Annotated in this window: 19 protein-coding genes; 7 read left to right on the forward strand and 12 right to left on the reverse strand. The window is 71.0% G+C overall.

Annotation, left to right across the window (positions count from 1 at the left end; all coding sequences use genetic code 11):
* Window positions 1-35: 35 nt before the first annotated feature.
* Window positions 36-734, forward strand: a complete 699-nt coding sequence (locus AB0383_RS39320) for an SDR family oxidoreductase (RefSeq protein WP_366189995.1) — start codon at window positions 36-38, stop codon at window positions 732-734.
* On the opposite strand, the gene AB0383_RS39325 is transcribed toward AB0383_RS39320, so the two are convergent.
* Together AB0383_RS39325 and pafA are read right to left on the reverse strand one after the other, a co-directional pair.
* Complete coding sequence (locus AB0383_RS39325) at window positions 731-1,765, reverse strand: oxidoreductase (RefSeq protein ID WP_366190012.1); 1,035 nt, start codon at window positions 1,763-1,765, stop codon at window positions 731-733. The genes AB0383_RS39320 and AB0383_RS39325 overlap by 4 nt on opposite strands.
* 161 nt (window positions 1,766-1,926) lie before the next feature.
* A complete protein-coding gene (pafA, locus tag AB0383_RS39330; protein WP_220240774.1) occupies window positions 1,927-3,285 on the reverse strand; it encodes a Pup--protein ligase in 1,359 nt (452 codons plus the stop codon).
* Between the two features lie 146 nt (window positions 3,286-3,431).
* Here pafA and AB0383_RS39335 point away from each other — a divergent pair, with 146 nt between their 5' ends.
* Window positions 3,432-4,931: a phosphatase PAP2 family protein gene (locus AB0383_RS39335; protein ID WP_366189996.1), complete on the forward strand. Its 1,500-nt coding sequence runs from the start codon at window positions 3,432-3,434 to the stop codon at window positions 4,929-4,931.
* Between the two features lie 154 nt (window positions 4,932-5,085).
* On the forward strand, window positions 5,086-6,261 hold the full coding sequence (locus AB0383_RS39340; protein WP_366189997.1) for an alpha/beta hydrolase-fold protein: 1,176 nt from the start codon (window positions 5,086-5,088) through the stop codon (window positions 6,259-6,261).
* Between the two features lie 76 nt (window positions 6,262-6,337).
* Here the strand turns inward: AB0383_RS39340 and prcA are convergent, their stop codons facing one another.
* The 4 genes from prcA to dop form a co-directional block, all read right to left on the reverse strand.
* Entirely contained in the window at window positions 6,338-7,117 is a 780-nt protein-coding gene (gene prcA, locus AB0383_RS39345) for a proteasome subunit alpha (protein WP_364180053.1), read from the reverse strand.
* A 68-nt stretch (window positions 7,118-7,185) separates the two neighbouring features.
* Window positions 7,186-8,052, reverse strand: a complete 867-nt coding sequence (gene prcB / locus AB0383_RS39350; protein WP_364048730.1) for a proteasome subunit beta — start codon at window positions 8,050-8,052, stop codon at window positions 7,186-7,188.
* 208 nt (window positions 8,053-8,260) lie between these two features.
* Window positions 8,261-8,455 carry a ubiquitin-like protein Pup gene (locus tag AB0383_RS39355; RefSeq protein ID WP_220240779.1) on the reverse strand — a complete coding sequence of 65 codons (195 nt, stop codon included), beginning with the start codon at window positions 8,453-8,455 and terminating at the stop codon, window positions 8,261-8,263.
* 99 nt (window positions 8,456-8,554) lie between these two features.
* Complete coding sequence (dop, locus tag AB0383_RS39360) at window positions 8,555-10,057, reverse strand: depupylase/deamidase Dop (RefSeq protein ID WP_364180051.1); 1,503 nt, start codon at window positions 10,055-10,057, stop codon at window positions 8,555-8,557.
* Window positions 10,058-10,098: 41 nt separating this feature from the next.
* Between dop and AB0383_RS39365 the strand changes: the two genes are divergently transcribed.
* Entirely contained in the window at window positions 10,099-10,611 is a 513-nt protein-coding gene (locus AB0383_RS39365) for an NUDIX domain-containing protein (RefSeq protein WP_366189998.1), read from the forward strand.
* Here AB0383_RS39365 and AB0383_RS39370 read toward each other — a convergent pair.
* The 3 genes from AB0383_RS39370 to AB0383_RS39380 form a co-directional block, all read right to left on the reverse strand.
* Window positions 10,602-11,228 (reverse strand): hypothetical protein, encoded by a 627-nt coding sequence (locus tag AB0383_RS39370; RefSeq protein ID WP_366189999.1) that lies wholly within the window; start codon window positions 11,226-11,228, stop codon window positions 10,602-10,604. The genes AB0383_RS39365 and AB0383_RS39370 overlap by 10 nt on opposite strands.
* A gap of 76 nt (window positions 11,229-11,304) precedes the next feature.
* Window positions 11,305-12,228 carry an aldo/keto reductase gene (locus AB0383_RS39375; RefSeq protein WP_366190000.1) on the reverse strand — a complete coding sequence of 308 codons (924 nt, stop codon included), beginning with the start codon at window positions 12,226-12,228 and terminating at the stop codon, window positions 11,305-11,307.
* 90 nt (window positions 12,229-12,318) lie between these two features.
* Window positions 12,319-12,660, reverse strand: a complete 342-nt coding sequence (locus tag AB0383_RS39380) for a hypothetical protein (protein ID WP_364180043.1) — start codon at window positions 12,658-12,660, stop codon at window positions 12,319-12,321.
* Window positions 12,661-12,776: 116 nt separating this feature from the next.
* Between AB0383_RS39380 and AB0383_RS39385 the strand changes: the two genes are divergently transcribed.
* Window positions 12,777-13,721: a DMT family transporter gene (locus tag AB0383_RS39385; RefSeq protein ID WP_364180041.1), complete on the forward strand. Its 945-nt coding sequence runs from the start codon at window positions 12,777-12,779 to the stop codon at window positions 13,719-13,721.
* Window positions 13,722-13,742: 21 nt separating this feature from the next.
* On the opposite strand, the gene arc is transcribed toward AB0383_RS39385, so the two are convergent.
* The gene (gene arc / locus AB0383_RS39390; RefSeq protein WP_364180039.1) at window positions 13,743-15,545 is read right to left on the reverse strand and encodes a proteasome ATPase; all 1,803 of its coding nucleotides are present in this window, start codon (window positions 15,543-15,545) and stop codon (window positions 13,743-13,745) included.
* 351 nt (window positions 15,546-15,896) lie between these two features.
* Here arc and AB0383_RS39395 point away from each other — a divergent pair, with 351 nt between their 5' ends.
* Entirely contained in the window at window positions 15,897-16,922 is a 1,026-nt protein-coding gene (locus AB0383_RS39395) for a hypothetical protein (protein WP_366190001.1), read from the forward strand.
* 10 nt (window positions 16,923-16,932) lie between these two features.
* Window positions 16,933-17,385 (forward strand): hypothetical protein, encoded by a 453-nt coding sequence (locus AB0383_RS39400; RefSeq protein WP_366190002.1) that lies wholly within the window; start codon window positions 16,933-16,935, stop codon window positions 17,383-17,385.
* A 3-nt stretch (window positions 17,386-17,388) separates the two neighbouring features.
* Here the strand turns inward: AB0383_RS39400 and AB0383_RS39405 are convergent, their stop codons facing one another.
* Both AB0383_RS39405 and AB0383_RS39410 read right to left on the reverse strand, forming a co-directional pair.
* On the reverse strand, window positions 17,389-18,219 hold the full coding sequence (locus AB0383_RS39405; RefSeq protein WP_366190013.1) for a tRNA (adenine-N1)-methyltransferase: 831 nt from the start codon (window positions 18,217-18,219) through the stop codon (window positions 17,389-17,391).
* Between the two features lie 81 nt (window positions 18,220-18,300).
* A complete protein-coding gene (locus AB0383_RS39410) occupies window positions 18,301-19,458 on the reverse strand; it encodes a M50 family metallopeptidase (RefSeq protein WP_366190003.1) in 1,158 nt (385 codons plus the stop codon).
* Window positions 19,459-20,706 lie beyond the last annotated feature (1,248 nt).

Below are 20,706 nucleotides of genomic sequence, written 5' to 3' on the forward strand. Positions count from 1 at the left end.
GTTCCCCGAACGCGTCGCGACCCTAGCCTAGAACCATGGCTGAACGTGTACTGCTGGTGACCGGAGCGTCGCGAGGGATCGGGGCGGCCACGGCCAGGCGCGCCGTGTCGGCGGGGTTCCGGGTGGCGCTCGTGGCCCGGAAATCCGAGGTCGTGGCCCCGCTCGTGGCCGAGTTCGGCGAGGAAAACGCGCTGGCGCTGGCCGCCGACGTCACCGACTGGCGGGGTGTGTCGGGCGCGGTCGAGGCGACGCTGGCGCGGTTCGGGCGGCTGGACGCGGCTTTCGCGAATGCCGGGATCGGCATGGGCGTGTCGTTCTTCGGCAACGGCGGCGCGGAGCCCGAACAGTGGCGGGAACTGGTGCTGACCAACGTTTACGGTCCCGCGCTCACGGCCCGTGCCGTGCTGCCGGCGTTGGCGGACACGAGCGGTCATCTCGTGCTGACGGGTTCGGTCGCCGGCCGTTACCCGCGCAAGGGGAGCCTGTATTCGGCGACGAAGTGGGCGGTGAGCGGGCTGGCGGCGGGAATCCGGGAGGAGGCGGTGGGCACGGGCGTGCGGGTCACGCTGGTGCAGCCCGGTATCACCGACACCGACATCCTGACGGATGAGCAGCGGCGCAAGCCGAAGCTCGAGGCCGACGACGTCGCCCGCGCGGTGCTCTACGCGCTGGAGCAGCCGCCGTCGGTGGACGTCAACGAGATCATGGTCCGCCCGACCGGGCAGGTCCTTTAGCGCTCCAGCCGGGCGACGCGGCCGCCGGTGCCGCCGGCCCAGCAGCTGCCCGCGGGCGCGCAGTCGACGGTGTCGAAGCTGCCGGTGTCGAACCGCGTCCAGTGGCGGCCGCCGTCGGGGCTGAGGTCGCTGCCGCCGGGGCCGACGGCGATGACGGAGCCGCCGAGCCACGCGAGCCCGGAGCGGTAGCCCGCGGGGTATTGCGCCGGGGTGCGCCAGGTACGGCCGCGGTCGGCGCTGAGCGCGACGGCCGGGCCGGGCGCCGTGGGGTTCGCGAAGTCCCCGCCGATCGCGACGCCTTGCCACGGCGTGCGGAACGCGAGCGCGAACACGCCGGCGGACGCGCTGCTGGGCAGCGGGGTGTCGGCGACGGTCCAGTGGTGCCCGGCGTCGCCGGTGTGCAGCACCCGGGCGCGGTCCCCGCCGCCCATCGCGAGCCACGCGTCGAACGGCCCGGAGGTGGCCACGCACTGGCCGCTCGCCGCGAAGCCCGCTTCGCCGGGCAGGGCGGGCGGGAACGCGCTGTCGGGGATCTGCCGCCAGGTACGGCCGCCGTCCGCGGTGGCCTGCACGCGGAACTTCCCGTCGACGGGGTCGCTCATCGCGAGACCGCGCCAGGGGTCGAAGAAGGCGAAGCAGTCGTAGAACGCTTTCGGGTCGGGGTTGGCGAACGTCTGGCGCCAGTGCCGGCCGGCGTCGTCGGTGCGGTAGACGCGCGAGTCCTCCCCGGGGCCGATGGAGAGCACCACGGCGTGGTCGGCGTCGAAGGCCTCGATGTCGCGGAACTCCAGCGTCTCCGTGCCGGGCGGCCCGACGGGGCTCCAGGTGCGGCCGCCGTCCGTGGTGCGTAAGACGGTCCCCTGCGTGCCGCTGACCCACGCCACGCGCCCGCTGACGGCCGAAAGCCCCCGGAACTGCGCCGGGAGCCCGGTCGGCGTCAGCCGCCACGACGGGAGCCGCTGAGCCGCGCCCGCCACCCCACCGGCGACCAGCGGCAGCACCGCACCCAGCAGAACCACCAACGTACGCACGAGCCGCATGCGGCCGATCTTGCCGCACCCGGACGGCGACTTTCGTCGGGAACGCCGGATCTGCCAACCGCCCGTCGGGCCCGAGCCGATTGCGCCGGAAATGCCCGAGGGCCGCCTCGCGTGGTGGCGGGGCGACCCTCGGCGGCTGCGGTCCTGGCGGGTTACAGCGAGCTGATCAGGCGTTCCACTCGCTCGTCCACCGAGCGGAACGGGTCCTTGCACAGCACGGTGCGCTGGGCCTGGTCGTTGAGCTTGAGGTGGACCCAGTCGACGGTGAAGTCGCGGCCGGCGGCCTGGGCGGCGGCGATGAAGTCTCCGCGGAGCTTGGCACGGGTGGTCTGGGGCGGGGTGTCCTTGGCGGCTTCGATCTCGCCGTCGTCGGTGACGCGCTTGACCAGGCCCTTGCGCTGCAGCAGGTCGAAGATGCCCCGGCCGCGGCGGATGTCGTGGTAGGCGAGGTCGAGCTGGGCGATGCGGGGGCTGGAGAGGTCCAGGTCGTGCTTCGCGCGGTAGCGCTCGACCAGGCGGTGCTTGATGGCCCAGTCGATCTCGGTGTCGATCTTCGCGAAGTCCTGCTGTTCGACGGCCTCCAGGGCGCGGCCCCACAGCTCGACCACCCGCTCGTTGGCGGGGGTGGAGCCATTCTCCTTGAGGTGCTGCACGGCGCGCGCGTGGTACTCGCGCTGGATGTCGAGCGCCGAGGCCTCGCGGCCGCCGGCGAGGCGGACCTGGCGACGGCCGGTCAGGTCGTGGCTGATCTCGCGGATCGCCCGGATCGGGTTGTCGAGGGTGAAGTCGCGGAACTGCACGCCGGCCTCGATCATCTCGAGCACCAGGTTCGCCGACCCGATCTTGAGCATCGTGGTGGGCTCGGCCATGTTCGAGTCGCCCACGATCACGTGCAGGCGCCGGTAACGCTCGGCGTCGGCGTGGGGCTCGTCGCGGGTGTTGATGATGGGGCGCGAGCGTGTGGTGGCGCTGGAGACGCCCTCCCAGATGTGCTCCGCGCGCTGCGAGAGGCAGTACACGGCGCCGCGGGGGGTCTGCAGGACCTTGCCCGCGCCGCAGATGAGCTGGCGGGTCACGAGGAACGGCAGCAGCACGTCGGCGATGCGGGAGAACTCGCCGGCGCGCGTCACGAGGTAGTTCTCGTGGCAGCCATACGAGTTGCCCGCGGAGTCGGTGTTGTTCTTGAACAGGAAGATGTCGCCGCCGATGCCCTCGTCGGCCAGCCGGCGCTCGGCGTCGACCAGCAGGTCCTCGAGGATCCGCTCACCGGCCTTGTCGTGCGTGACCAGCTGCGTGAGGTCGTCGCACTCGGCCGTCGCGTACTCGGGGTGCGAGCCCACGTCGAGGTAGAGCCGGGAGCCGTTGGAGAGGAAGACGTTCGACGAGCGTCCCCAGGACACGACCCGCCGGAAGAGATACCGCGCGACCTCGTCGGGCGAGAGCCTGCGCTGACCGTGGAAGGTGCACGTGACCCCGAACTCGGTCTCGATGCCAAAGATCCGCCGCTGCATCCCACCAGAGTAGGCGCTGCACCCCCTTGAGCGGTGCGCCGATCGGGCGGCGACACGCGGTCGGTACGTTGCGTGGGGTGAGAAATCGCGCGAATCCGGCGACGGAGCAGCGTGGCCCAGGCCGGACGGAGAAGAGGTCAGCGACGGTGTTGTACCAGCTCAGCCGCCCGTTCCGGAAGGTGGGGCGCACCGATCGGGCCCTGATCCGCCGTAGCGCGGCCCTGCCGAAGACCCGCGCCGACGATGTTTTGGGCCGGCTTTCGAAATCCGCGAACAAATCGCGCCTGTGGTGGGTCGTGGCCGCCGCACTGGCCGCGCGCAAGGGTGCGACGCGCCGGGGAGCGCTGCGCGGGATGGTCGCCATCGCCGGGGCGAGCGCGGCCGCGAACCTGCTCGGCAAGCCGATGTTCCCCCGCCGGCGCCCGGCCGAGGACGAGGTGCCCGAGCACCGGCGGCTGCGCAAGCGGCCCACGTCCTCGTCGTTCCCGTCCGGCCACGCGGCATCGGCGGCCGCGTTCGCCACGGCCGTCGCGATGGAGTCGCCCAAGGCCGGGCTCGTCGTCGCACCGCTGGCGGGCGCGGTCGCGTACTCGCGGGTGCACACCGGCGTCCACTGGCCCAGTGACGTCGGCGCCGGCCTGGTGATCGGCGTCGGGGTCGCCGCCCTGACGAGGCACTGGTGGCCGCTGCACCCCGACGTGCCCGCCCGCACCGCGCACACGGCCGAAGCGCCGGAGATGCGCGACGGCGAGGACATGCTGGCCCTGGTCAACCCGCACTCCGGCGTCGACGGCCAGGACCCGACCGAGGACGTCCGCTACGCCTGGCCCAAGGCCACGCTGCTCTACCCCGACCCGCACCAGGACCTGCGCGACCAGCTCGCGGCCGAGATCGACGCCCGCGGCGGCTCCGTGCGTGCGCTGGGCGTGGCGGGTGGTGACGGCACGGTCGCCGCGGTCGCGTCCGTGGCCGCCGAACGCGGCCTGCCGCTCGCGCTCATTCCCGCGGGCACGCTCAACCACTTCGCCCGTGACGTCGGCGTGCGGTCGATGCCCGACGCCGACGCGGCCACCGAAGCCGGCAACGCGGTCGGCATCGACCTGGGCGAGGTCGAGGTCCACGGCGCGGGCGAAGCGGAGCACCGCTGGTTCGTGAACACCGCGAGCCTCGGCGGCTACCCCGAGATGGTCCGGCTGCGCGAGAAGCTGCAGCAGAAGCACCCGAAATGGCCCGCGGCCGCGCTGGCGCTGGCCCGCGTGCTGCGCGGTGCGAAACCGCTGCCGATCCTGCTCAACGACGAACCCGCCGACGTCTGGCTGATCTTCGTCGGCAACGGCACCTACTCCCCCAAGGGCTTCGCACCGTCGCGGCGCCCGGCGCTGGACACCGGCCTGCTCGACGTGCGCTACCTGCGCGCCGACGTGCCGTACTCCCGCGCCCGGTTCCTGCTCGCGATGGTGACCAACAGCCTCAACGCCAGCCACGTCTACCAGCAGCTGGACGTGCCGGAGCTGCGCGTGAAGCTGCTCGGCGGCAACCGCCGCGTCGCCACCGACGGCGAGGTCGGGCCGCTCGGCAACGAGTTCACCTTCCGCGCCCGCCCCAGCGCCCTCACGATCTACCGCAACCCCGACAACCGGGCTTGACCAGCGTTTTACCCGCTCACAGCGAATCCACAGCACCTCGTCCCTAGCGTGATCACGTCAGGTGCGGGCGACCCTGCCCGCTTCCGTTCACGGCAGGGAACCCCCTCGTGCGTTTTTCCTCATGCGATGCCACGCGCCCGGCGGTGCGATCGTGATGCCGCAAGCCGCGGTCGACCCGGTACTGCCGCCCGACATCACGGCACAGGCGCGTGACCTCGGCCCGCTCGAGTCACCGGCGATCTGGCTGACCGCCGCGGGCGCGGCCGTCGCCGTACTCGCCGTGACCATCGTGCTCGGGCACCACCGGCGCGCCCGCCGCTGGGGAACCGGCGGCGCGGTGGTGCTCTTCCTCCTCGCGGCCGTGACCGCCGTGAACAGCTACGTCGGCTACGTCCGCACCCCTGGCGACCTCGGCCGGCTCTTCGAACGCGGCTCCGGCGCGGCCGACGCCGTGGGGATGCTGCTCGACGACGGCGCCGACGAACCCGACGCGCCGGCCGCCACCGCGCAGCGCCACCCCGCGGTGGTGAGCAGCGGGCAACGCATCGACGTGCTCAGCCTGCCCGACCCCGCCGACGCCGTACCCTCGGGCGAGAACTACGTGATCCTGCCGCCCGGCTACGACGACCCGGCCAACGCCGGCCACCGCTACCCCGTCGTCTACCTGATCCACGGCTACCCCTACGGCGGCCCGCGCGACTGGCTCACCTCCGGCGCCGCGCCCGACGCGCTGCACAACCTCGAAGCCGACCACGTGATCGCCCCGATGATCGTGGTCAGCGTCGACCTCACCGCCGGCGTGCCCAGCAAGGACTGGGAAGGCCTCGACGTCCCCGGCGGGCCACAGCTCGAGACCTACCTCGCCAAAACCGTCGTCACCGGCGTCGACCACCACTACCGGACCCTCGCCGACCGCCGCCACCGCGCACTCGGCGGCATGTCCGGCGGCGGGTTCGCCGCCCTCAACACCGGCCTGCACCACCTCGACGAATTCGCCACCCTCGTGATCGCCCTGCCCTACGACGACCTCAACGACTCCATCGGCGTCCTCGACGGCCATCCCTCCGCCATCGCCGCGAACACGCCACGCCACTACCTGCCGACGATGACGTTCACCGCACCGATCTCCGTGCTCCTCGCGGCCGGCACCGGCGCCCCCACCGACGTCGCCACGGCCCACCGCATCGCCGACGCGCTGCACCGCCGCGGCCAGGACGCCGTCGTCCACACCGAACACGGCTTCAACCACACCTGGCACACCGCCCGCGCGACCCTGCCCTACCTCCTGGCCTTCGCCGACCAGAACTTTCGCAGCACGCCGGCGTCCTGAACCAGTCCTGAAACGCCGAGTGGGCCGCCCGGAAACCCGGACGGCCCACTCGCACGACCACTTCACTCCGTGGCCGTCACTCCTTGGCGGAGTCACCGTCCGAGTCACCCTCGGCCGGCTTCTCGGCGTCGTCCTTCGCCGGCGCCGCGGGCAGCAACGCATCCAGCGCCGCCCCCGTGAGCCGACGGAACGCCCGCCGCGGCCGCGCCCGGTCCAGCACGGCCACCTCGAGCTTGATCTGGTCCGGTTCGGCAGCGGCCGCACCGTTGTTGCCGTTCGACGACGACGCGGACGCCCGCAGGCCCTCGATCGCCGTCGCCAGCGCCGTCGCCAGATCGTGCTCCGGGTCGACGGTGTCCTTCAGCTTCGTGCTGATCGGCTCGGTCTGGCCACCCATCACCACGAACGGCGACTCGTCGAAGATCGACCCGTCGTAAGTCAGCCGGTACAGCTGATCCTCCGACTGGTTCGCCCCGACCTCGGCGACACACACCTCCACCTCGAACGGCTTCAGCTGCTCGGTGAAGATGCTGCCCAGCGTCGCCGCATACGCGTTCGCCAGCGCCCGCGCGCTCACGTCACGCCGGTCGTACTGATAGCCCTTCAGGTCCGCATGCCGGATCCCCGCCACCCGCAGGTTCTCGAACTCCGAGTACCGGCCCACCGCGGCGAACCCGATCCGGTCATAGATCTCCGACACCTTGTGCAAGGTCGCCGACGGGTTCTCCGCCACGAACAGCACCCCGCCGGAATACTTCAGCACCACCACGCTCCGGCCGCGCGCGATGCCCTTGCGCGCCAGCTCGGAACGCTCCCGCATCAGCTGCTCGGGAGAGGCATACAACGGCATCGTCACGGTGTCGGCTCCACGTTCTCCGGTGTACCGGCGGTCGAAGGTTCAGCGTTCGGGAAAGTCACCGGCGATCAGCTCGGCCGGTGGTGCGTGCGCTCGGCGCGGCCGGCCACCACGGCCTCCGCCACCGCCGCCGTCTGCTCCGACGGCAGCTGCACCGCACCGGTCTCGGCGGTGATCGTGACAACGCTCGGGAAGATGCGCCGCACCAGGTCCGGCCCACCACTCGCCGTGTCGTCGTCCGCGGCGTCGTACAACGCCTCCACGGCCGCCCGCACCGCGGCGTCGACATCCGCGTCGGGGTCGTACAGCTTCTTCAACGCCGACTTCGCGAACAGCGAACCCGAACCGACACCCGCGTACCCGGCGTTCTCCTCGTAGCGCCCACCGGCGGCGTCGTACGAGATGATCCGGCCGGCGCGCTTCGCGTCCTCGGCCTCCAAGTCATAGCCCACGAACAGCGGCACCACGGCCAAGCCCGCCATCGCCATGTCCAGGTTGGCCTTCACCATCCCGGCCAGCTTGTTCGTCTTGCCGTCCAGCGACAGCGACACACCCTCGATCTTCTCGTAGTGCGCCAGCTCCACCGCGTACAGCCGGACCATCTCCACGGCCAGGCCCGCGGTACCCGCGATCCCCACCGCCGAGTACTCGTCCGTGACGTGCACCTTCTCGATGTCCCGGCTCGCGATCAGGTTCCCCGACGTCGCCCGCCGGTCACCCGCGATCAGCACACCCCCGGCGAACGTCAGCGCCACGATCGTGGTCCCGTGCGGCACCGCCAGCTCACCCGCCCCGGACGACGGCACCCGCCGCGCCGGCAACAGCTCAGGCGCCTGCGCCCGCACGAAGTCCGCGAACGACGACGAAGCCGGCGAGAAGTACGAAGCAGGCAGGCCGGGTCCCGAAAAACCCGCCCGAGGGAAGGTGTTGTCCATACGTGCTCTTGGTTCCCATCTGTATCGGCTGAAGAAACAACGCTGAAGCCGCGTGCCGAAGCTGTGCAACCCGAAACCGTGCCGAGGCGAACTCTGCCGCGCCATCCGTCGCCGCGCAGTATGTCGCCCGCACCGCCGAAGTCGCACAGCGGCACGCCAACCGACAACCGCCCCCGGAAACCCGAGGGCGGCTACCGGCCGCGAACGACTACTCGCCGCCCTTCTGCACGTAGGCGCGAACGAAGTCCTCGGCGTTCTCCTCTAGCACGTCGTCGATCTCGTCGAGGATCGTGTCGACGTCCTCGCCGAGCTTCTCGCGCCGCTCCTGGCCCGCCGCTCCGGTGGCTTCGAACTCCTCGTCGGAGTCTCCACCGCCGTGCTTCTCGATCTTCTCCTGCGCCATATCGCCTCCCGGTGTGGCCGATGATTCCTAGCCTACCCAGCGGCCCCGACATTCGGGGCAACGCCGCGATCCCGATCCGCGGCCCCGTGCCGGTTCGGACTAGTCCGAACCGGTGATCGCCTCGACCAGCTCCTCGGCCGTCGCCGCCGCGTCCAGCAGCTTCCCGACGTGCGCCTTCGTGCCCCGCAGCGGCTCCAGCGTCGGGATCCGCACCAGCGACTCCTTGCCCACGTCGAAGATGACCGAATCCCACGACGCGGCCGCGATCGACGTCGCGTACTTCTCCAGAGCCCGCCCCCGGAAGTACGCCCGGGTGTCCGACGGCGGAGTCGTGATCGCCGCCTGGACCTCCTCCTCCGTGACCAGCCGCTTCATCGACCCACGCGTGACCAGCCGGTTGTACAGGCCCTTCGCCAGCCGCACGTCCGAGTACTGCAAGTCCACCAGCCGCAACCGCGGCGCACCCCACGCCAGCTGGTCCCGCTCCCGATACCCCTCCAGCAGCCGCAGCTTCGCCGGCCAGTCCAGCCGGTCCGCGCACTCCTGCGGATCCCGAGCCAACGCGTCCAGCACCTCGCCCCAGACCCGCAGAACCTCCTTCGACGCCTCGTCCGCACCCGTGCGCTCGAGGTTCGCCGACGCGATCTCGTGGTAGGCGAACTGCATGTCCAGCCCCGAGAACTTCTTCCCGTTCGCCAGCTCGACCTTCGTCTTCAACGTCGGGTCGTGACTGATCTTGTGCACGGCCCGCACCGGCTCGTCCAGCTTCAACTCGTCGAACCGGATCCCCGACTCGATGAGATCCAGGATCAGCGCCGTCGTACCCACCTTCAGGTAGGTCGAATACTCCGACAGGTTCGCGTCACCGACGATGACGTGCAGCCGCCGGTACTTGTCCGCGTCCGCGTGCGGCTCGTCGCGCGTGTTGATGATCCCGCGCTTCAGCGTCGTCTCCAGGCCGACCTCGACCTCGATGTAGTCCGACCGCTGCGACAGCTGGAAACCGGCCTCTTCGCTCTGCTGGCCGATCCCGACCCGCCCCGAGCCCGTCACCACCTGCCGCGACACGAAGAACGGCGTCAACCCGGCGATGATCGCGGTGAACGGCGTCGACCGCGAACACAGATAGTTCTCGTGCGTGCCGTAGCTCGCACCCTTGCCGTCCACGTTGTTCTTGTACAGCTGCAACGGCGGCTGACCCGGCACGGACGCCGCCTTCAGCGCCGCCTCCTCCATCACCCGCTCGCCGGCCTTGTCCCAGATCACCGCGTCCCGCGCGTTCGTGACCTCAGGCGCCGAATACTCCGGGTGCGCGTGGTCCACATACAGGCGCGCACCGTTCGTCAAAATGACGTTCGCGGCGCCCAGATCCTCCACGTCCGGGTCGTGCCCCGGCCCACCCGGACCCGTCAAGTCGAACCCGCGCGCGTCGCGCAACGGCGACTCCACCTCGTAGTCCCACCGGGCCCGGCGAGCCCGCGGAATGTCAGCAGCCGCCGCGTAGGCGAGCACCACCTGAGTCGAGGTGAGCACCGGGTTCGCCGTGGCGTCCCCGGGCACGGCGATGCCGTACTCGACTTCGGTTCCCATGATCCGACGCATACCCACCACCCTACGGGGTAAGGCCGTGCGACGATGCCCCCATGCCAGGCAGTGACGAACTCGTTGCCCTCTATGACCGCGCCGGCCACGTCGTGGGCCAGGCCCCCCGCTCCCGCGTCCGCGCCGAAGGACTGTGGCACGCCGCCGGCGTGGTGCTCGTCCGTTCGGGCGACGGCGAATCCGTGTACGTCCACCTCCGCACCGCGGACAAGGACATCTTCCCGTCCACCTGGGACTGCTGGGCCGGCGGAGTCGTCGCCGCAGGCGAAACCCCCGCCGACTGCGCCCGCCGCGAGCTCGCCGAAGAACTCGGCGTCCACGGAGTGGAACCGGAACCCCTGTTCACCAAGATCTACGACAACGGCACCGTCCACTGCCACAACTTCGCCTACGAAGTCCGCTGGGACGGCCCCATCCACCACCAGGCCGAAGAAATCGTCGAAGGCCGCTGGCTCCCCCTGACCGAACTGCGCGCCTGGGTCGACGACCCCGAAAGCCCCTTCATCCCCGACGGCCGCGAAGGCGTCCAGGAGTGGTTCCGCCGCTACTGCTGAGCAACCAGCTTCGCCACGACCTTCGGCAGCAACCGCTTCGCCGCGTCCGCCGCCCGTGCCGGCGTGCTCGCCGCGACGCTCAACGCCGACACCAGCTCACCCTTCGCCACCAGCACCGTGCAGGTCGCCCCGTCGCACCACGCCCGCTGCTGCGAAACACCCGGCTGCGGCGCGATCGTCAGCACCTGACCGGCACAATCCGCAGCGGACACCACATCCGCACCCGACCCACCCGCGTACGCCGTGACCTCGTGCGTGATCCCCGAGCCACTCGGGTACACCCAGCTCGCCGACCGCCGCTCCCCCTGAGCCAACCCCGACAAGCACCCCGACGCCTTCCCCGGCCCGGGCGCCACGCCCTCCTCCGCAACGTCCTCATCGGACAGCAACCCGGCCGAAGCCGCCCCAGCGGCCAGAATCCGAGGATCGGGCGCGGCGGACGTGGGAGAACTCGGCGGCGCGGCAGGCGGCGGAATCACCGGCGCGGACGACGTCGCGCCGTTCACCGGCGTCGGATCGTCGTAGTACGTCTCGAGATCGTTGGGCCGGTTGCCGCACGCGGACGTGAGCCCTACGAGCGCGACCGCCGCCACCGCGAGCACCTGCCGATGACGCACCTGCCGCCCCTCCGGAAGATCCGAGAACCGCGGCCCACCCGCCGGGCCCGCGCTGCAGCGAGGGTAGTGCAGCCGCTCAGTCCCACCCGAGGTGGGACCGGTGCCGCCAGTACTCCTCCGGCGACTCCGCCAGAGCCGCCAACTCGGCCACCTCGTCCGCAGTCAGCGAAACCCGGGTGGCCGCCAGGTTCGCGGCCAGCTGCGCAGTGCTCGACGGACCCACCAGCGCCGCCGAAACCCAGTCGTTCGCCAGTACCGCAGCCACCGCGACCGCGTCCGGACCCACCCCGTGCGCGGCGGCGATGCGCGCGAGCGGCGCGGGCGCCTCCACGGCCAGCCGCCCGTTGGCCAGCGTCTCCTTGACCAGCACCCGTTTCCCCGCCGCCCGCGCCTGGGCGAGCGACCCGCCGACCGACGGCTCCAGGACGTTCCAAGTGGACTGCACCGACGAGAACACCGGCCGCCCCGCCGCTTCCAGCTCGAACGCGCGCAGCACAGCGTCCGCCTGCGCCGGCCCGGACGTGGAGAACCCGACCTCGACGCCCTGATCGGACAATCCCGCCAGCGCTTCGATCAGCGCCGCGTCGGAGAACAAGGGGCTGTCCACAGTGAGCGAATGCACCTGGTACAGGCTCACTTGGTCGGCCAGCAGGGCCCGCGTCTCGGCCCACTGCTCGGCGAACCGCGCCGCCGAGTGCTCCTTGACCTCGTGCACCGGCGCGTCGAGCCGCCACTCGCCGACGTAGCGGTAGCCCCACTTGCTCGACACCGTCACGTCGGTGTGGCCGGTCTCCGCGAGCCAGCTCGCGAGGAAGTCCTCGGCCAGCCCGTAGGAACGCGCGACGTCGACCCAGCGCACGCCCGCCGCGTAGGCCGCGTCGAGCACCTCGTGGGTCGCGGCACGCATCGCCGGCACGTCCCGCGTCCCCGGCAGCTCCCGGCCCAGGTTGATGTACGCGGGCCGGCCGAGAGCGGCGAGCCCGACCGCGATGCGCTCCATTCGGTGTCCTTGTCTGTGCGGGTTTTGTGTGGTGACGCGAATGCATTGCCGGGTACGGATTTTTTCTCCAACAGCCAGATGTATAGGTCGTTATACGGATTGTTTGTGCCGGAGGATGGCGAGCCATTGTCCGGAGTTCTGGGCTTGGCGGTGGAGTTTTTCCAGCCGGGCGGCGGGCGCTCGGACGTAGCCTTTGCCGAAGACCGGGGCGATCTGGCGGAGGCTGGCGCCTTCCTCGCGGGCGGCGAGCAGAGCCCAGTCTGACGCGTCGGCGCAGGCGGCGGACGCGCGGCGCAGCTCCCCCAGCAGGTCGATGAGGTCGTTGGCGTTCAGCTCCCCCGCTTGGACGGCGGCCGCGGTCGTCTCCAGCCAGGTGAGGACGTCGGCTTCGGTGATCGGGGCGCGCGGGCGCGGAGTGTCGTCGGTGCTCACAGCCAGGAAGTATAGGGCGTTATACACCAGACTTGAGCGAGATGGCCGAAAAGCGCTGGCCTCCCGGCGTGGCGAACCCCTTGACTGACCACGAGCAGGCGGCGATCAGGAGGGTCATGAGCGGGCGGTTCGGCGTCAGTGCGCGGTTTGTCGCGCTGGCGGTGGTGTGGGGCGCGAGTTTTCTCTTCATCAAGGTCGGGCTGGAGGGCCTCTCCCCTGCCCAGGTGGCGTTCGCGCGGGTCGGGTTCGGCGCGCTCGCCCTGGCGGTGGTCCTCGTGGTGCGCCGCCGGCCCCTCCCCCGCGACCGCGCGCTGTGGGGTCACCTCGCCGTGGTGTCGGTGCTGTTGTGCGTCGCGCCGTTCCTGCTGTTCTCGTGGGCCGAGCAGTACATCTCGTCCGGGCTGGCCAGCATCTTCAACGCGACCACGCCGTTGCTGACGATGCTGTTCGCCGCGGCGGCCCTGCCGGCCGAGCGCCTCACCGCCGCGCGCGTCTCGGGGCTGCTGCTGGGGTTCGCGGGTGTGCTGACGCTCGTCGGCGTGTGGCAGGGCGTGGACCTGTCGCACGAGCTCACGGCCCAGCTGGCGTGTCTGGGCGCCACGACGTGCTACGGCGCGGCTTTTGTGTACCTGCGCCGGTTCGTGTCGCCGCGGGGCGCGGATCCGGTGGTGGTCGCGTTCGGACAGGTCGGGTCGGCGACCGTGCTGCTGGCCCTGCTGTCGCCGCTCATCGCGGCGCAGCCGATGCACCTGAGCGTGGCCGTGGTGGTGAGCATGCTCGCCCTCGGTGTACTCGGGACGGGCATCGCGTACGTGTGGAACACACGCGTAGTAGCGGCCTGGGGCGCGGCGCACGCCTCGTCGGTGACTTACCTCACACCGGTGGTCGGGGTGGTGCTCGGCGTCCTCGTGCTGCACGAGCCCGTGCACTGGAACGAACCCGCCGGCGCCGTCCTGGTGGTCCTCGGAATCCTGGCATCGCACGGCAAGCTCACGCCGCGCCGCCGTGTGGTGCAGGTGCAAGGCGCGAACGAAAGCGTGGGGCCACCGGCGAACCGGTAGCCCCACGTCTCGAAACGACTTCTACAGGTACTGACCCGTGTTCGTGGCGGTGTCGATCGCCCGCCCCGAGTCCTGGTTCTTGCCGGTGACGAGCGTGCGGATGTAGACGATCCGCTCGCCCTTCTTGCCCGAGATCCGGGCCCAGTCGTCCGGGTTCGTGGTGTTCGGCAGGTCCTCGTTCTCCGCGAACTCGTCGACGATCGCGTCCAGCAGGTGCTGCACACGCAAGCCGGGCTGCTGCGTCTCCAGCACGGACTTGATGGCCGATTTCTTCGCCCGGTCCACGATGTTCTGGATCATCGCGCCCGAGTTGAAGTCGCGGAAGTACAGGACTTCCTTGTCCCCGTTGGCGTAGGTCACCTCGAGGAACCGGTTTTCGTCGCTCTCCTCGTACATGCGCTCGACCGTGTGCTGGATCATCGCGTCGAACGTGGCCTTCTGGTCCCCGCCGAACTCCGCCAGGTCGTCGGCGTGGATCGGCAGGCCTTCGGCCAGGTACTTGGAGAAGATGTCCTTCGCGCCTTCGGCGTCCGGACGCTCGATCTTGATCTTCACATCGAGCCGGCCCGGCCGCAGGATCGCCGGGTCGATCATGTCCTCACGGTTGGAGGCGCCGATGACGATGACGTTCTCCAGCCCTTCCACACCGTCGATCTCCGACAGCAGCTGCGGCACGATCGTGGTCTCCACGTCGGAGGACACGCCCGAACCACGGGTGCGGAAGATGGAGTCCATCTCGTCGAAGAACACGATGACAGGAGTGCCCTCGGAGGCCTTCTCCCGTGCCCGCTGGAAGATCAGGCGGATGGACCGCTCGGTCTCGCCGACGAACTTGTTGAGCAGCTCGGGACCTTTGATGTTCAGGAAGTAGGACTTCCCGTCCGCCTTGTCGCCCCGTGCCTGCGCGACCTTCTTGGCCAGGGAGTTGGCCACCGCCTTGGCGATGAGCGTCTTCCCGCAGCCCGGAGGCCCGTAGAGCAGCACACCCTTCGGCGGCCGCAGCTGGTATTCCTGGTAGAGATCGGCGTGCAGGAACGGCAGCTCCACCGCGTCGCGGATCTGCTCGATCTGCCTGCTCAGGCCACCGATGTCCTCGTAGCGGACGTCGGGCACCTCCTCCAGCACCAGGTCCTCGACCTCGGCCTTCGGCACGCGTTCGTACGCGTACCCGACCTTCGTGTCGACGAGCAGCGAGTCGCCCGGCTTGAGCGGCTGCTCGGCCAGCGGTTCGGAGAGCAGGACGACCCGCTCCTCGTCCGCGTGCCCCACCACGAGGGCACGGGGCACGCCGCCCTCGTCCTCGGGTGCGAGCACCTCACGCAGTGCGCACACCTCACCGGTGCGCTCGAAATCGCCGCCTTCGACGACGGTGAGTGCCTCGTTGAGACGCAGCGCCTGACCACGGCGCAGCGACGAAATCTCCACGGCCGGCGACACCGAGACCCGCATCTTGCGGCCCGCGGTGAAGACGTCCACCGTGTTGTCCTCGTACGAGGTGACGAAGACCCCGTAGCCGCTCGGCGGCTGAGCCAGCCTGTCGACCTCTTCGCGGAGGGCGAGCAGCTGACCACGCGCCTCGCGCAGGGTCTCGACCAGTTTCGTGTTGCGCTCGGTGAGCTGGCTCACCCGTTCGGACGCCTCCGCGAGGCGTTGTTCGAGAACTCGGTTCTGCCGCGGCGAATCGGTGAGTTTGCGACGCAAGAGCGCCACTTCCTCCTCGAGAAAACGGATCTGCCGGGCTTGTTGTTCCGCCGTCTGCCCAGCTCCGCCTGTTGCTGAAGGGTCGGCCTCCTCGCGCCGACCTCCGGGAAGGTCATGATGCATCGGGCACCTCCTCGGAGTGCTTTTCATTCCACGGTACCGGCGATCACCGACAATAAAAGGCCTTTCCGCATCACAAGATCGGCGCGTCGCGATTTCCGCACCCGCTCAGCACGGTCGTCACGGATGCGCAAGCGGCCGATTCGGTGCCCGGACACCGGAGGCCGTCACGCCGTGTTCCACCACGCGAAAGCGAGCACGGTGCAGGTACCCCTCGGCCGCCGCCGCCAACCCCGGTTTCGCCGGATTCCGGCCTGAGCGCACGGATCCCGGGTGGCCTGGCTAGCATCGCCCGGGGTTCACCTCACCCGGTGGCCAGGTCGGCACGCGAAGGAACACTAGGGGGCACCACACATGACCTACCCGCCGCAGCAGCCCGGTGGTCACGGCCAGCAGGGCGGTGGCTACGGAGGTTACGGGCAGCAGCCGAATCCCTACGGACAGTCCCAGCAGGGCCCAGGTCAGCCCCCGTCCGGCCCTCAGCAGCAGCCCGGCTACCCCGGCGGGCAGCCCTACGGCGGGCAGCCGCAGCCGGGCACCTGGCCCCCACAGGGCGGGTACCCGCAGTCCGGTCCGCAGCAGCAGCCGGGCTACCCGGCTCAGCAGCCCCCGCCCTTCGGGCAGCAAGATCCGTACTCTCAGCCACCGCAGTACGGCCAGCAAGATCCCTACCAGCCCCACGGCGGGCCCCAGCAGTACGGGCAGCAAGATCCGTACCAGCAGGGCGGAACGCAGCAGTTCGGGCAGCCGGAGGGCCAGCAGCAGGGCGGTTTCGGCGATCAGTACGGCCAACCGGGTGGTTATCAGTCCTTCGGCGGCTACAACGAGCAGCCTCCGAAGAAAAAGAAGACCGGCCTGATCGTCGGGATCGCCGTCGGCGTCGTGGTCGTGGTGGGTGCCGCGATCGGTCTCGTCATCGGGCTTTCGGGTGACGACAAGGACAAAACCGACACCGCAGCCCTGCCGGCGCCCCCGGCCGTGAGCAGCCCGGGCGCGGGGCTGCCGAACACCGGCGCGCCGACCCGGCCCAGCACGAGCACCAGTTCGACCCCGTCGACGGGTTCGGCCTCCGGCAGCAACTCGCCGGCACCCGGCGGGAAGCAAAGCGCGCAGGAGCTGTTCCAGGCCGCCGCGGACGACTTCACCAGCGGCGACGGTGCCGCCCTCGCCGGACTGGCCTGCCGCAGCCTCTACAACGGTGGCGCCGTGGACATCCCGACCACCCAGATCCAGCTCACGGGCGCCGCACAGGAGAACGGCGACACTGCGTCCGTGCGGTACAAGGCCACGCAGGGCGCGAGAACGGCGAACGGGACGATGACCTCGAAGCGCGAGGCCGGCGTCTGGTGCCTGGTCGACGCCCAGGCGGACAAGCAGTGAGACCCCGGCGGTGAGTGGCAGACTCACCGCCGGGCTCGTCGTGCTCGGCGCTCTCGTGGCCGGCGCGGTGCTCGGCCTGGTGCTGGTCGCACCGGCCGGGCCCTCACCGCCACCGCCTGCCGCGACTTCCCAGCCGGCGAGCGTCCCCTTGTCTTCCTCACCCGCGAGCGACGCGGACGTCGCCGCGACGAACGTGCTCGCCAACGCCATCGTCGACGCCATCAAGCGCGGCGACGCCACGGAGTTCGGCCGGCTCACGTGCGAACCGCAGACTTCCCAGGCACTGGCCGAACTGCAGTCGAACTGGGACGCGGCGGGACCGCTCACCGTGACCCTGGCGGGGCCGCCGAACGTGGCCGGGGACTCGGCCGGCGTCACCGTGCACGTGGCAGGCCCGGGCGGGCGCAAGGACACGCCGTTCCCGATGCACCGGGAACGCGGCCGGTGGTGTGTGCCGGGCTAGGCCTCAGCCCTTGCCCTTCGCGGGCCGGCGCGACACGCGCGGGGACACCGTGCCGTCTGCCAGCCGGCGCGCGGTGAGCAGGAACGCCGTGTGCGCCACCATCCGGTGGTCCGGCCGCACCGCGAGGCCGACGACGTGCCACGGGCGCATCAGCGTCTCCCACGACTCCGGTTCGGTCCAGCACTGCTGTTCCCGCAACGACTCCGTCACACGGGAAAGCTGTGTGACGGTCGCCACATACACCGTGAGGACGCCGCCCGGCACGAGGTGCGCGGCGACGTTCGGCAGCTGGTCCCACGGCGCGAGCATGTCGAGCACGACCCGGTCGACCTCGCCGGTGTGCGTGGCCAGGTCGGCGACGGTGAGCGACCAGTTATCCGGCTTCTCGCCGAAGAACTTCACGACGTTGCGCTCGGCGTGCTCCGCGTGGTCGTCGCGGATCTCGTAGGAGGACACGTGCCCGGCCGGGCCGACGGCGCGCAACAGCGAGAGCGTCAGCGCGCCCGAGCCGGCACCGGCTTCGAGGACGCGCGCGCCCGGGAAGATGTCGCCCCACATCACGATCTGCGACGCGTCCTTGGGGTAGATCACCTGGGCGCCGCGCGGCATGGAGAGCACGTAGTCCGGCAGCAGGGGCCGCAGCGCGAGGTAGTTGCTGCCGCCGGCCGAGGTCACCACGGAGCCCTCGGGGAGCCCGATCAGCTCGTCGTGCGCGAGCGCACCGCGGTGGGTGTGGTACTCCCCGCCCTCGGCGAGCGTGAGGGTGTAGTGCCGGCCCTTCGAGTCCGTCAACTGAACCCGGTCTCCTGCGCGAAACGGTCCGCTGACCGACAACTTCTTCCTCCACCTCACACGCGAAACGCTGGCGTCAGATCCTCGCAGGTCGTCTGCGCGGGTCGCTGGTCGGGTGCACTCTCAGTGAGCGTGGCGGCCGCGCACGAACGCGGCCCGGAGGTCTTCGCGGCGCAGCACGCCGGCGGGGCGGCCCTCGTCGTCGACCACGAGGAACTGCCACGCGGGGGTTTCGCGCACGCGTTCGGCGATCTCCTCCCCCGGGTCGGAGGCCAGCAGCACCGTCTCGGCACGGATCGGCTCGGCCGCGAGTTCCGCCGGGGCGTGCGGGTGGGTCCCGGCCAGCTGTTCGGCGGCCTGCTCGTCGAGCAGCCCCGCGGCGACCCCGTCGGCGCGCACCAGGACGACCCCGCGGCCGGCCGAGGCGGCCAGCGCGTCGGACACCGGGCTTTCCGCGGGCAGCTGCAGAACGGGGCGGACCAGCTCGGTCAGCTCGAGGCCGTCGGGCCAGCTGCGCCGGGCTTCGGCCGCGAGCTCCGCACGGGCGCCGAGGATCACGAACCACGCCGTGACCACGCAGACGCCGAGCCGCAGCCAGCGATCCTCGCTCTGGGTGGCCAGGCCCCACAGCGCCCACACGATCAAGCCAGTCGCGACCACCGCGCCCCCGGCCACGGCGGCGCGCGTGCCCTTGGCGCGCAGCCCCGTCGCGGCCCAGACGCCGGCCCGCACGAGGCGGCCGCCGTCGAGCGGCAGCCCGGGAAGCAGGTTGAACACGCCCACCGCGAAGTTCGCCACGGCGCACTCCGCGACCAGCAGCCACACCGCACCGTCAGGCGGCACGGCGAGCATCAGCAGGGCACAGAACCCGCCCAGCACCAGCGAGACCGCCGGCCCGGCCGCGGCCACCAGCCCTTCCTGCCCGGGCCGGCGCGGCGTTCGCGCCACCTCGGACAGCCCGCCGAGCAGAAACAGCCGCAGCCGCCGCACAGGAATCCCCAACCGCAGCGCCACGAGGCAGTGCCCCAGCTCGTGCGCGAGCACCGACAGCCCCAGCAGCACCGCGAACGCGGCCGCCAGCAGCCACGACGTGGGCGTCGACGCGTCGGGCAGCAGCCGCCCCACCAGCGGCGCGTACAGCACCACGATGATCAGCGACCCGATCCACCACGACGGCGCCAGCAGCACCGGCACCCCGGCCACCCGGAACAGCAGCAGCCCGCCGTCGCCGGGCGTGGCGCGCCGGGACGGCCCGGCACCGTGCTGTCGGGTCGCGGCCATGCGGGCAAGAGTAGGGGTCAAGGTGTGGGAAGGGAGTGACCTGTGTCCGTGTCCTTGGCCCTGGCTCCGCCGGGCCGGGCGAGATCGCTGTGTTTTCTGCCCCGGCTTCGCAGGGGCGTGCGAGATCGCCTTTGAGCCGGCTTCCGGATTGGGGCGGTCGGATCGGCCGGGGGCCGATCGCACCGCCCCAATCCGGAAGCCGGCGCGATCTCGCGGGTGGGTCACCCCCGGGAGAGTGAATTGGGTGGGAATGTGAGATTGGCTGTGGGGTCGGGCGTGTCGGGGGTTGGCCGCGAGCGCAGGCGAGCTGGGCTTGATCTCGAACCTGGTGTGTCGGGCTCGGGCGCGAGGGCAGGCGAGTCAATGTTGGCCGCAGGCCGCGCACGCCGGGCTTCGTCGCGAGAGCAGGTGAGCCGGGCGAGGGCTTGGTCGGGACCCCGAACGTGTCGGGCAAGGGCTTGATCGCGAGCCCAGGTCAGTCGGGCATGGTCGCGAAGCCGAGAGCGCGAGGCTCGGGCGCGAGACCAGCCATCGGGCTGGGGCTTGGTCGCGAGAGGCGGCGAGGCGAGCTTGGGTGCGAGGCCGGGCGGACTCGCACTCGGACCCGGGCGCGAGGCCAGGCGAGTCAAGGTTGGCTGTGAGACCGGGCAGGTCGGGCTTCGTCGCGAGGGCAGGTGTCTGGCGCGGGCTTGGGTGCGAAACCGAGCATGTCGGGCTCGGGCGTGTCGGGGTTCGTCGAAGAGGTGAAGGCGCCATGCGCCACGAAGGCCGAGCTGCCTTGGGCCACTGCGCACAGCCGACCCGACCACCGACCCCACTCCCACCGCGATGACCACCTCGCGACCGCACCCGCCCTCCCACGGTCACCCCGCAAAGGCAACCCGGCCGCGAGATAGCGTCGGTGTTTCGACGGGGCAGTGCGATCAGCCACCACCCCGACACGCCCGACCCACCACCCACCGCACCCGCCCTCCCACGGTCACCCCAACAGAGGGGACACGGCTGCGAGGTCGCGTCGGTGTTTCGACGGGAACGGTGCGATCAGCCACCACCCCGACACGCCCGACCCACCACCCACCGCACCCGCCCTCCCACGGTCACCCCAACAGAGGGGACACGGCTGCGAGGTCGCGTCGGTGTTTCGACGGGAACGGTGCGATCGGCCGCCACCCCGACACGCCCGACCCACCACCCACCGCACCCGCCCTCCCACGGTCACCCCAACAGAGGGGACACGGCTGCGAGGTC

This window comes from Amycolatopsis sp. NPDC051373 (genome assembly GCF_040689465.1).
GTDB lineage: Bacteria > Actinomycetota > Actinomycetes > Mycobacteriales > Pseudonocardiaceae > Amycolatopsis.

Bases quoted from the DNA above. Each gene is read 5' to 3' on its own strand.
- AB0383_RS39340 (WP_366189997.1), top strand. From the start codon at position 5,086: ATGCCGCAAGCCGCGGTCGACCCGGTACTGCCGCCCGACATCACGGCA.
- AB0383_RS39410 (WP_366190003.1), bottom strand. From the start codon at position 19,458: ATGGCCGCGACCCGACAGCACGGTGCCGGGCCGTCCCGGCGCGCCACG.
- AB0383_RS39355 (WP_220240779.1), bottom strand. From the start codon at position 8,455: ATGGCGCAGGAGAAGATCGAGAAGCACGGCGGTGGAGACTCCGACGAG.
- AB0383_RS39385 (WP_364180041.1), top strand. From the start codon at position 12,777: ATGAGCGGGCGGTTCGGCGTCAGTGCGCGGTTTGTCGCGCTGGCGGTG.
- dop (WP_364180051.1), bottom strand. From the start codon at position 10,057: ATGCGTCGGATCATGGGAACCGAAGTCGAGTACGGCATCGCCGTGCCC.
- AB0383_RS39365 (WP_366189998.1), top strand. From the start codon at position 10,099: ATGCCAGGCAGTGACGAACTCGTTGCCCTCTATGACCGCGCCGGCCAC.
- prcB (WP_364048730.1), bottom strand. From the start codon at position 8,052: ATGGACAACACCTTCCCTCGGGCGGGTTTTTCGGGACCCGGCCTGCCT.
- AB0383_RS39375 (WP_366190000.1), bottom strand. From the start codon at position 12,228: ATGGAGCGCATCGCGGTCGGGCTCGCCGCTCTCGGCCGGCCCGCGTAC.
- arc (WP_364180039.1), bottom strand. From the start codon at position 15,545: ATGCATCATGACCTTCCCGGAGGTCGGCGCGAGGAGGCCGACCCTTCA.
- pafA (WP_220240774.1), bottom strand. From the start codon at position 3,285: ATGCAGCGGCGGATCTTTGGCATCGAGACCGAGTTCGGGGTCACGTGC.
- AB0383_RS39320 (WP_366189995.1), top strand. From the start codon at position 36: ATGGCTGAACGTGTACTGCTGGTGACCGGAGCGTCGCGAGGGATCGGG.
- AB0383_RS39395 (WP_366190001.1), top strand. From the start codon at position 15,897: ATGACCTACCCGCCGCAGCAGCCCGGTGGTCACGGCCAGCAGGGCGGT.